This window comes from Pseudomonas sp. UBA5706 (genome assembly GCF_002419965.1).
In the GTDB taxonomy this organism is placed as follows: Bacteria; Pseudomonadota; Gammaproteobacteria; order Pseudomonadales; family Pseudomonadaceae; genus Aquipseudomonas.
Window position 1 is genome coordinate 222,443 of the sequence record NZ_DIHC01000007.1, and the last position, 11,064, is coordinate 233,506.

The 11,064-nt window shown below is 60.1% G+C and carries 11 protein-coding genes; 5 read left to right on the forward strand and 6 right to left on the reverse strand.

From position 1 onward, the window contains the following. Positions 1 to 70: 70 nt before the first annotated feature. Together B3I26_RS04495 and B3I26_RS04500 are read left to right on the forward strand one after the other, a co-directional pair. Positions 71 to 1,108, forward strand: a complete 1,038-nt coding sequence (locus B3I26_RS04495; RefSeq protein ID WP_296255494.1) for a trans-3-hydroxy-L-proline dehydratase — start codon at positions 71 to 73, stop codon at positions 1,106 to 1,108. Between the two features lie 291 nt (positions 1,109 to 1,399). Next, positions 1,400 to 2,317, forward strand: a complete 918-nt coding sequence (locus B3I26_RS04500; RefSeq protein WP_296255495.1) for a dihydrodipicolinate synthase family protein — start codon at positions 1,400 to 1,402, stop codon at positions 2,315 to 2,317. A 123-nt stretch (positions 2,318 to 2,440) separates the two neighbouring features. On the opposite strand, the gene ttcA is transcribed toward B3I26_RS04500, so the two are convergent. After that, complete coding sequence (gene ttcA / locus B3I26_RS04505) at positions 2,441 to 3,265, reverse strand: tRNA 2-thiocytidine(32) synthetase TtcA (protein WP_296255498.1); 825 nt, start codon at positions 3,263 to 3,265, stop codon at positions 2,441 to 2,443. A gap of 298 nt (positions 3,266 to 3,563) precedes the next feature. Here ttcA and B3I26_RS04510 point away from each other — a divergent pair, with 298 nt between their 5' ends. After that, the gene (locus B3I26_RS04510; RefSeq protein WP_296255501.1) at positions 3,564 to 4,058 is read left to right on the forward strand and encodes a SprT family zinc-dependent metalloprotease; all 495 of its coding nucleotides are present in this window, start codon (positions 3,564 to 3,566) and stop codon (positions 4,056 to 4,058) included. 165 nt (positions 4,059 to 4,223) lie between these two features. Here B3I26_RS04510 and B3I26_RS04515 read toward each other — a convergent pair whose 3' ends face one another. From B3I26_RS04515 to B3I26_RS04530, 4 genes are all read right to left on the reverse strand, one after another. Continuing rightward, entirely contained in the window at positions 4,224 to 5,558 is a 1,335-nt protein-coding gene (locus tag B3I26_RS04515; RefSeq protein ID WP_296255502.1) for a dicarboxylate/amino acid:cation symporter, read from the reverse strand. Positions 5,559 to 6,003: 445 nt separating this feature from the next. Then, a complete protein-coding gene (locus tag B3I26_RS04520; protein WP_296255504.1) occupies positions 6,004 to 7,347 on the reverse strand; it encodes an ATP-binding protein in 1,344 nt (447 codons plus the stop codon). Further along, complete coding sequence (locus B3I26_RS04525) at positions 7,344 to 8,021, reverse strand: response regulator transcription factor (RefSeq protein WP_296255506.1); 678 nt, start codon at positions 8,019 to 8,021, stop codon at positions 7,344 to 7,346. The genes B3I26_RS04520 and B3I26_RS04525 overlap by 4 nt, the downstream gene beginning before the upstream one ends. Before the next feature lie 100 nt (positions 8,022 to 8,121). After that, the gene (locus B3I26_RS04530) at positions 8,122 to 8,730 is read right to left on the reverse strand and encodes an outer membrane protein (RefSeq protein WP_296255508.1); all 609 of its coding nucleotides are present in this window, start codon (positions 8,728 to 8,730) and stop codon (positions 8,122 to 8,124) included. Between the two features lie 185 nt (positions 8,731 to 8,915). On the opposite strand from B3I26_RS04530, the gene B3I26_RS04535 reads away from it, so the two are divergent. Together B3I26_RS04535 and B3I26_RS04540 are read left to right on the forward strand one after the other, a co-directional pair. Continuing rightward, a complete protein-coding gene (locus tag B3I26_RS04535; protein ID WP_296255510.1) occupies positions 8,916 to 9,722 on the forward strand; it encodes a dienelactone hydrolase family protein in 807 nt (268 codons plus the stop codon). A gap of 188 nt (positions 9,723 to 9,910) precedes the next feature. After that, a complete protein-coding gene (locus tag B3I26_RS04540; protein WP_296255511.1) occupies positions 9,911 to 10,639 on the forward strand; it encodes a 4'-phosphopantetheinyl transferase family protein in 729 nt (242 codons plus the stop codon). A gap of 85 nt (positions 10,640 to 10,724) precedes the next feature. On the opposite strand, the gene B3I26_RS04545 is transcribed toward B3I26_RS04540, so the two are convergent. Beyond that, complete coding sequence (locus B3I26_RS04545) at positions 10,725 to 10,940, reverse strand: hypothetical protein (RefSeq protein WP_296255513.1); 216 nt, start codon at positions 10,938 to 10,940, stop codon at positions 10,725 to 10,727. Positions 10,941 to 11,064 lie beyond the last annotated feature (124 nt).

Genomic DNA, 11,064 nt, shown 5'->3' on the forward strand with positions numbered 1-11,064 from the left:
CGTCGGCGGGCCGGACTGCCGCAGGGTCCGCTGTTCAATCAGTCATATCTTTAACCGGAGGCTTTGCGTCATGCGCTCATCGAAAGTGATTCATGTGGTCAGTTGCCATGCCGAAGGGGAAGTCGGCGACGTGATCGTCGGCGGGGTCGCGCCGCCGCCAGGCAATACGATCTGGGAGCAGTCGCGCTGGATCGAGAAAGACAACGTGCTGCGCAATTTCATGCTCAACGAGCCCCGCGGCGGGGTGTTCCGGCACGTCAACCTGCTGGTGCCGCCCAAGCACCCTAAGGCGCACATGGGCTGGATCATCATGGAACCTGCCGACGTACCGCCCATGTCCGGCTCCAATTCGCTGTGCGTGGCAACCGTGCTGCTGGACAGCGGCATCGTACCGATGACCGAGCCGCAGACCCGCTTGATACTGGAAGCCCCGGGCGGCCTGATCGAAGCCATCGCGCAATGCCGTGACGGCAAGGTGCAGAGCGTCGAGGTGCACAACCACCCCTCGTTCGCCGATCAACTGGACGTGTGGATCGAGGTGCCGGGGCTGGGCTCGATTCAGGTCGACACGGCCTATGGCGGCGACAGCTTTGCCATCGTCGATTCGGTGAAACTGGGTTTCTCGCTGACTGCTGACGAGGCGAAGGATTTGGTAGAGACCGGCCTGAAAATCACCCAGGCCGCCAACGAACAACTGGGCTTCAACCATCCGACCAATAAGGACTGGAATCACATTTCCTTCTGCCAGATCGCCGCGCCGGTCAACTACGACGGCGGCGTGGCCAATGCCGCCAACGCGGTGGTGATCCGCCCCGGCAAAATCGATCGTTCGCCTTGCGGAACGGGCTGTTCGGCACGTCTGGCGGTGCTGAACGCCAAGGGCGTATTGAAGGTAGGGGACCGGTTTATCGGTCGTTCGATCATCGGCTCGGAATTTCACTGCAAGATCCAGAGCGAAACCGAGATTGCCGGGCGCAAGGCCATCGTGCCGAGCCTGTCAGGCCGGGCGTGGATTACCGGTACTCATCAACACTTGCTCGACCCCGGCGATCCATGGCCAGAGGGGTACAAGCTGAGCGATACCTGGCCAGTCGGGCTGAAGTTGTGAAGTTCGTTTCTGTCCCACGGGCGAAGGAGTCCAGCGTGGCACAAGCGCACGAGATGCCGTTAGCCGGCAGTACATCCTGTAAACGCGGCGTGTATCACACGGTCAGGGCCTATGGTTGACGGCCGACTCGCGCCAGATCGCTGGCGAGCCGAGCGCCTAAGGTCTGCGGCCTAGATCAAAAGCACGTCAGCATTGCGGAACCATTTACAGGGCAACACAAGGGTTTAAGCGGGCGTAATCCGCCCAAATCAAAACGTATACGAAATACTTTCACATCCAAAGGAGCATCCCATGAGCACTTCCGTTTCGTGGAGCGGCGTTTTCCCCGCCGTCACCACTCAGTTCAACGAAGACTTTTCCCTCAATCTGGAGGCCACGCACAAGGTCATCGCCAATCTGGTGCGCGATGGCGTTTCGGGGCTGGTGATTTGCGGCACGGTGGGTGAGAACACGTCGCTAAGTGTGTCGGAAAAAATCAGTCTGGTTGAAGCGGCCAAGGATGCATCCGCCGGTCGCGTGCCAGTGATTTCCGGGATCGCCGAATTCACCAGCGCCAACGCTAGCGCGGTCGCCAAGGACGTACAGAAAGCGGGTGCCGACGGGATCATGCTGATGCCAGCACTGGTGTACTCCTCCAAACCGTTCGAAACCGCTGCTCACTTTCGCACCGTGGCAGCGGCCACGGACCTGCCGATGATGGTGTACAACAACCCGCCGATCTACAGGAACGACGTCACCCCGGACATCCTGATTTCCCTGGCCGACTGCGACACCATTGTCTGTTTCAAGGATTCGTCGGGGAACACCAACCGTTTTATCGACGTACGCAATGAGGTCGGCGAGCGCTTCGTGCTGTTCGCAGGGCTGGATGACGTTTTGCTGGAAAGCGTGGCCGTGGGCGCAGTGGGCTGGGTGTCGGGCATGTCCAACGCCTTCCCGAAAGAGGGCGAAACCCTGTTCCGCCTGGCCAAGACGGGGCGATTCGCCGAAGCGATGGCGCTCTATGAGTGGTTCATGCCGCTGCTGCATCTGGACGCACGCCCGGACCTGGTGCAGTGCATCAAGCTGTGTGAAGCGATCATGCAACGTGGCAGCGCCCTGACCCGCCCACCGCGCCTGGCCCTGCCGGACAGTGACCGAGCCTATGTCGAAGGCCTGATGCAAACGGCATTGGCGAACAAGCCTGTCCTGCCGGATGTGGGGCTTTAAGCCCGATCGCAATCCGCCAAAGGAGCGCGCCTGCCCACGATTTGCGGTCTGTCAGATACACAACCGATGACTGACAGAACCGATTCGCGGGCAAGCGCGCGCCGACAGAAACGCTTTACGGCGTTAGAGGTTCACCACATTCACGAACCGCGATGCGGCGGTCTCGTCGATGCGCAGGTTGGTGAAGTCGAACAGATTGCGATCCGCCAGCTGCGACGGCACCACGTTCTGCAGGCTGCGGAAGATCATTTCCGAACGGCCCGGGGTCTTGCGATCCCACTCCTGAAGCATGTCCTTGACCACCTGACGTTGCAGGTTCTCCTGAGAACCGCACAGGTTGCAGGGGATGATCGGGAATTGCTTCATGTCCGAATAGGCCTGGATGTCCTTCTCGGCGCAGTACGCCAGCGGGCGGATGACCACATTGCGACCATCGTCGGCGCGCAGTTTCGGCGGCATGGCCTTAAGATTGCCGTTGAAGAACATGTTCAGGAAAAACGTCTCGACGATGTCGTCGCGGTGATGACCGAGGGCCATCTTTGTTGCGCCGATTTCGTCGGCGAAGGTGTACAGCGTGCCGCGACGCAGGCGAGAACACAGCGAGCAGGTGGTCTTGCCTTCCGGGATCAGCTCCTTGACCACCGAGTAGGTGTCTTTCTCGACGATGTGGTACTCGATTCCCAGTTCCTTCAGGTAGGCAGGCAGCACGTGCTCCGGGAAGCCGGGTTGCTTCTGGTCCATGTTCACAGCGACGATGTCGAACTTGATCGGCGCGACCTTCTGCAAGTGCAACAGCACGTCCAGCATGGTGTAGCTGTCCTTGCCGCCGGACAGGCAGACCATGACCTTGTCGCCCTCTTCAATCATGTTGAAATCGGCCACCGCTTCGCCAGCAAGCCGACGCAGACGCTTCTGCAGTTTGTTCTGATTGACTGAAAGGGTGCCCATGGCGCTGTAGTCCGCTCGCTGTGACGTAAGGAAAGGGGCGGTATTTTACGCATAAAGCCTGAGGCGGGTAATGCCTGTTGGTCCTGAAGATGCGCAGTAATGGCGACAGATCCTGTAGCCCCGCGGCTTGCCGGCGGTGACGTCCTGGAGATCGCCCTCAATGGCGAGCTGCGCCCCTGGGCGTGGGCTGCACCGGGAAGACCAGTGTCGTCGGCCCCTTCACGACCATTCGGCGCCTCGGGTTTCCGGCGCGTGATTGCTTTGCGGCATACTCGCCTGCTCTGGAGACCGATGAAGCATGCTCGAGCAACTCAATACCCGCGTCGAATCCTGTTATCAACAAGCCGAAGACTTTTTCAAACGCCCTTTCAAGCGTCCGCTGGTTAGCCTCAAGCTGCGCGGCCAGAAGGCCGGGGTCGCGCATCTGCACGAAAACCTGCTGCGCTTCAATCCCCAGCTGTATCGCGAGAACAGCGAGGACTTCCTGCGCCAGACGGTGCCCCATGAAGTTGCGCACCTGGTGGCCCACCAGCTGTTTGGCGACACCATCACGCCCCACGGCGAGGAATGGCAGCTAATCATGCGCGGGGTGTACGAACTGCCGCCCAATCGCTGCCACACCTACGAAATCCAGCGACGCAGCGTGACCCGTTATATCTACCGCTGCCCCTGCCCGGAGAGCGACTTCCCGTTCTCCCTGCAACGGCACAAGCTGGTGCGCAAGGGACGCCGGTATCTGTGTCGCCGGTGTCGGGAAATACTGGTGTTCAGTGGTGAGACCCGGGTGGAATGACGCGATGACAATGCCGACATCGCCCCGGTAGCCGCCAGCCATGCCGGCAAAGCGACCCCGGCTTGGCGGGACAGCGCTTTCAGATAACGAATGTCTCCCCTCCAACAAAAAACCCGCCCGGGGTTCCCACGGGCGGGTTTTTTATTTCAGCAGGGTACTCATCGATCAGGAACGGCCTACCGGCGCCGTGCCTTCGGCCACACCCAGATCGTCTTCCGGGCGGGTTTCTTCAATGGCGCGACCACCAGAGGCCAGTTCAGCCTGCATCTGAGGCACGTCCAGCTCTTTTACCCACTTGGCCACGACCAGGGTCGCCACCGCGTTACCCACCAGGTTGGTCAGGGCGCGGGCCTCGGACATGAAGCGATCGATGCCCAGGATCAGCGCCAGACCGGCCACCGGCAGATGACCTACCGCCGAGAGGGTGGCCGCCAGCACGATGAAGCCCGAGCCGGTCACGCCTGCAGCGCCTTTGGAGGACAGCAACAGCACGGCCAGCAGGGTGATTTGATGGGTGATGTCCATGTGGGTGTCAGTCGCCTGCGCGATGAACACGGCCGCCATGGTCAGGTAGATCGAGGTGCCGTCGAGGTTGAACGAGTAGCCGGTCGGGATTACCAGACCCACGACGGATTTCTTCGCGCCCAGACGTTCCATCTTCACCAGCATGCGTGGCAGCGCCGATTCAGACGAGGAAGTACCCAGCACAATCAGCAGTTCTTCGCGGATGTACTTGATCAGTTTCAGGATGCTGAAGCCGTGCGCCCGAGCGATGGAGCCCAGCACCACCAGCACGAACAGCAGGCAGGTAATGTAGAAGCACAGCATCAACTGGCCCAGCTGAACCAGCGAGCTCACACCGTAAGCACCGATGGTGAAGGCCATTGCACCCAGCGCACCCAGCGGCGCCAGCTTCATGATCATGTTGATGATGTTGAACATCACATGCGCAAAGCGATCAATGAAGTCCAGCACCGGCTTGCCGTAGGCACCCAGGCGATGCAGGGCAAAACCGAAGATCACCGAGAACATCAGGACCTGCAGGATATCGCCGTTGGCAAACGCGCCGACGATGGTGCCAGGGATCACGTTGAGCAGGAAGTTGACAACGGTCTGGTCCTTGCTCGCGGTCACGTAGGTTGCGATTTTCGAGGCGTCCAGCGTTGCCGGGTCGATGTGCATGCCAGCGCCAGGCTGCACGACGTTGACCACGATCAGGCCGATGAACAGGGAAATGGTCGACACGATTTCGAAATAGAGCAGTGCGTAGCCACCAGTTTTGCCCACGGATTTCATGCTCTGCATACCGGCGATGCCGCTGACGACGGTGCAGAAGATGATGGGGGCGATGACCATTTTGATCAGCTTGATGAACGCGTCACCAAAGGGTTTGAGCTGAACGGCGGTTTCGGGATACCAGTGACCGAGGGCAATACCGATAATGATTGCGACGATCACCTGGGCGTACAGGGATTTGTAGATTGGCTGACGAGTCGTCATTGCAGTTTCCTCAAGAGCCTCGGCCTGAATCATTCCTGATACACCGATGCCTAAAGTGCGAACCCACCTGCTCGGGGGGATTTGTTGTTGTCGAGTTGCGCGCGGCAAAGCTCTGCGCCCTGTCTCGCAAGCGCCGTGCCATCTTCTATGAATAATCCAAAAGGCCCGAACGGCATGGACTGCCTGGTTAAAAACAGTCAAAAAAGTTTGCGAGCGATGGCGGATTTCCGCCCATTATCGAAGAAATCGGCGACGGGGTGGCGGGTATCCGCCGCCATAGCGCCTCTTGTCACTTCCTGGGATCACCGTTAGAGGAAGTCGGCATGTTGGAGAAGGCAGTGTGTCAGGTGACTTAAACGCAACTTCACTGACCGCTTTCGCTGCCGTCGTAACCTCCGACGTCTCCCACGGGTTCGTCCGGCTCGGGAGATGGCGGCCAGCTAGCCTATATGGAAAATCGGATGCTGAATGCTGCACCGCCCAGGTCCGAATCGCCCAGCGTCAGTTGCGCGCCGTAGCTTTCGATGATGTCCTTGACCACTGCCAGGCCAATGCCCTGCCCCGGATTCTGCCGATCCAGCCGCTCGCCGCGCTCGAGAATCCGGGCGCGCTGGTGGAGGGGCACGCCCGGGCCGTCGTCTTCGATAAGCAGTTCATCGCCCATCACTGAAGGTCGCCAGGTCACGCGCACTACGCCTAGGCACAATCGATAGGCGTTCTCCAGCAGGTTGCCGAGCATTTCCAGCAACGCGCCCTCTTCCATCTGCACCTGACAGTCGTCCGGCAGGTCCAGCGAGACCCCGACCCGCTTGTCGCGATAGACCTTCTCCAAGGTGTTGCAGAGACTTTCGACCACCGGCTTCAAGGCCACGTGGTAGCGCACCAGCCCGCTCTTGCGCAGGCTGGCGCGCTGCAATTGGTAGCCGATCTGCTGGCTCATGCGTTCGATCTGCGATTGCAGGATCCGCGCCTGCTCCAGATCCTCGGGGCGCTTGGCGATGTTTTCGCTGACACCCTGCAACACCGCCAAGGGGGTTTTCAGGCTATGGGCCAGATCACCCAGTGAATCGCGATAGCGCGCTCGCTGCTCGCGCTCGCTGCGCAGCAGGCGGTTGAGCGAGTCGGTCAGGCGCAGCAACTCGCTGGGGTGTTCTTCGCTGAGGCTTTCCCGCGAGCCGGTTTCCACCTGGTCCAGCTCCTGGCTCATGCCTTTGAGCGATCGCAGGCTCCAGGTCAAACCCACCCACAACAGAATCAGCAACACCAGTAACGCGCCGCCGAAGCCTAGATACAGTTTGCGCCGAAGCCCGGCGATGGTTTCCTGATACTCGCGCACCGGCTGCACGGCAACGATGCTGTACGCCGCGTTACGCCCGCCCAGCAGTTTGATTTCGACGTCGTAAACGAAAAATTCCTCGCCATTGGGCTGGCGAATCTTGGCGAACTCGGTGCCCAGCCCGTCATAGCGAGGCTGGTAGTCGATCGCTTCGTCCTCGGTGGCCCGGGAACGCCACACCAGCTTGCCGGCGCGGTTATAGATATAGCCCAGCAAACGACTGTCCGGCAGGTTGAACTGCTCGCCGGGAAGCAGCGTCGGCATCAGCAGCCGGTCATCCTCGACCCGTGCCGCGGAAATCAGCGTGGTGACGTCCGAGGCCAAGCGTTTTTCGATCGCGTTTTCCAGCGCCAGGCTGAAAGCGCTCTGCAATGCAGGCAGCATCAACAGCATGAAGATGACCGCCAAGGTTGCAGCGGCCAGCATCAGCCGAACGCGCAGCGATCGAATCATCGACAGCGCTCGGTGAACAGGTAACCCAGACCGCGCACGGTATCGATCGGCTTGAACCCCGCCGGCCCTTCGAGCTTGCGACGAAGGCGGCCGACCAGCACTTCGATCACGTTCGGATCGCGGTCGTCATCATCCGGGTACAGCTGCTCCATCAGGCGCTCCTTGGCCACCACTTGCTGATGGTGGCGCATGAGGTACTCCAGGATCCGGTATTCGTAAGCAGTCAGCGCCAGCGGTTGTTCGTCCAGCGAAGCCTGCTTGCGGTTGATGTCCAGGGTCAGCGGCCCGGCAACGATCATCGACTGGGTGAACCCACTGGAGCGACGCAACAGGGCGTTCATCCGCGCTTCCAGCTCTTCGAACTGAAACGGCTTGACCACGTAGTCGTCGGCGCCAGCGGCAAGGCCTTCGACCTTGTCCTGCCAGTTGCCACGCGCGGTAAGAATAAGAATCGGGAATGGCTTGCTCTGCGCGCGTAGCTGACGAATCAGCTCCAGACCGCTGATACCCGGCAAGCCCAGGTCGATCACCGCCAGATCATGATTAAACTGTCCGACCTGATACAGCGCCTCCTCGGCATTGCCCACCGCTTCGACCACGTGACCGCTTTCGGTCAGGCGCGTCTGCAGGTGATGACGCAACAGCGCCTCATCTTCGACAACCAGCAGTTTCATGCAGTATTCCTCTACCCGCTGTGACGCGGGACAGCCCCGATACAAAACCTGCCGGACGCACGCTATGCGTGGGCCCGGCAGTTTTCAAGCCATAGATTGATCAGAAATTGTAGTTCGCGGCCAGATACGTCTGAGCGCTGCTGTTAAGTTTCAGCGAGCCCGCCTTGGGCTGCCCGTGCGGCGAGACCTCGGTACTGGCGTTGCTGCGCAGGTAACGATAACCCAACTCCACCGAAACGTTTTGTGCAACCTGTTGTAGCACACCTGCCTGCAGGCCTGCGGCGTAGCCCATCCCCGTGTCACGGCTGCTGCCACGCGACTCCTGGGTCAACTTGGTGAAGCCCAGCGTGCCGCCGCCGAACAGCTGGGTGGAAGGGCCGACCGGCATGAATGCGTCGTAGCTGCCAAGCAGATTTTCCTGGCGCAGTTTCAAGCCATTGTGGCTGCCAGACACATTGTCGTAGCTGGCGTAGTAACGATTATCTTGATTTTGCTGGCCCAGCCGCACGCCCCACGTGCCGTCCTTGCCGATGATCCCGTCGGCATTAGGGGTGTTCAGGTTGCGGTTGAGGTTGTTGGATTTGGAAATCTTGTCGCTGGTGCTGCCGTAGGTCACACCCCCGAAGGTGATGCTCTCCTCGGAGGCCTGTGCCACTGCACTGCCGCCGATGAAAGCCAGGGCGAGCATGAACTGATTGAACTTGAGCATGGATATCTCCTTATAGCGTCACGCGCTTGCTGTGGTTACGCCAGCCAAGGTAAGGGTTGATCACTGAACTCCCACTGAACACCCCCTGAACTTGGGCTGAACGGCTGCCGATGGATAAATTCGGCGTTTCACCAGTCCACTCTTCAAGCGATGTCGAATTCCGCTCCATAGCGAAGGAGAAAAACATGCGTTTACTGATAGCTCTAACCCTTATGTGCCTTGCGGGGCTCGCGCAAGCGGAAATCAAGACCCGCACCCTCGACTATCAGAGTGCCGACGGCACCAAACTGGTCGGCTACTACGCTTACGACGACGCGATCAAGGGTCCGCGACCAGGCATCGTGGTAGTACATGAGTGGTGGGGCCTGAACGAGTACGCCAAGCGGCGCGCTCGTGACCTGGCCGTGCTCGGCTACAGCGCGATGGCTATCGACATGTACGGCGAAGGCAAGAATACCGAGCACCCCAAAGATGCGATGGCGTTCATGCAAGCGGCGACGGCAGACGCAACGGCCTCGGCCAATCGCTTCGATGCCGGGCTTGAGCAACTCAAGCAGCAGCCTGAAACCAATCCGCAGAAGATCGCCGCCATCGGCTATTGCTTCGGCGGCGCCGTGGTACTGGATGCCGCACGCCGGGGCGAGCCATTGGCCGCAGTCGTCAGTTTCCATGGCGCACTGACCACCAAAACCCCAGCGAAGGAAGGCGTGACCAAGACTCCGATACTGGTCGAACACGGCAATGCCGACACCATGGTTACCCCGCAGAACGTCGCGGATTTCAAGAAGGAAATGGAAGCGGCCAAGGCCGACTACAAGTTCGTCGGCATCGACGGTGCCAAGCATGGTTTTACCAACCCCGACGCCGACAAGCTGAGCCACGGCGATCACGGTGGCCCCGATATCGGCTACAACGAAACGGCCGACATGAGCTCATGGGCTGACATGAAAGCCTTCCTTAAAGAACAGTTCGCGAAAAATTCGACGTTGTGATTGCATTTGGCACCGCCTCGGCAGCGAACGCCGATGCTGCTGTCATCCGGCTGGGCAGCGAGGACGATCTTGAATTCGTCAGCGCTGCCAAGACGGACTGCTACACGCATGCGGGCCAGGACGCGTGTCCAAGTACAAACTGCAAGTTTGCTGGCGTATCCTGACCCCATTCCGACAAAATGCCGCTTATGACTCAATCGCCCATCCTCCCCCCTTGCTGCCCGACCCTCACCACCCAATGGCCGTTGCCCCAGGCGCTGCCCCATGCGGTGTTGGTCACCACCCGATTCGACCCACAGAAGTTCACCGACGGTGACTTTCAGCGCTGCTTGATCGAGCCTCCCGCAAGCGTCCAGCGTTCCGTCGCCAAGCGTCAGGCCGAATTCCTCGCCGGTCGGCTTTGCGCCCGCGAAGCGATGCGCCAGCTCGATGGTCGACAGCACGTACCGTTGATCGGTGAAGACCGTGCGCCGGTGTGGCCGCAGGAGGTGTGCGGTTCGATCACTCATAGCTGCGGCCGCGCTGCGGCCATCGTCGCCAGCGCGCAGCATTGGCGCGCGTTGGGGATGGACGTCGAAACGCTGATGAACGAAGACAGGGCGCTGAAGCTGGCAAAAGAAATCCTCACGGCCGATGAAATGCAGCGCATGGCCGCAGGGTCAGGCCACCTGTTGGCGCTGTGCGTGACCTTGACCTTTTCGCTTAAGGAGGCCCTGTTCAAAGCGCTCTACCCGCTGGTCCTCACGCGTTTCTATTTCGAAGACGCCGAGATGCTGGAGTGGTCGGAAGAAACCGGCCGCGCACGGTTGCGCTTGAAGATCGATCTATCGGAGGAGTGGCACAGCGGTAAGGAGCTGGAGGCGCAGTTCAGCGTCGGGGATGGGCATTTGTTGAGTCTGGTGGCGGTTTCGGCCTGATATCTCGGTATCCGCTTTTGATTCTGCCCGAAGGGCGCAGGAGTCCAGCTTGCTGACGATCTGCTGCGAAGCGGCAGCAAACCCGTTACACGCGGTCTGTCTGTTGCAACGAGGTGCCCGGTTTACTGCCGGTTCCCGGCAGATCGCAGGCAAGCCAGCTCCTACGCCCTGCGGGCAGAATCAGGAGCGGCTCTGATCCAGATCCAAAAACCGCATCAAGCGCCATTCGCCATTCGCCATTCGCCATCGCCATCGCCATCGCCATCGCCATCGCCATCGCCATCGCCAACAGTAATGGCAACTGCAACTGCTCATAGCGTCCACCTCTTCAATACGCTCCTGATTCTTCCCGGAATACGTAAAAGTCCCGCTTATCAACGCTACCCGCTTTTGATTCTGCCCGCAGGGCGTAGGAGTCCAGCTTG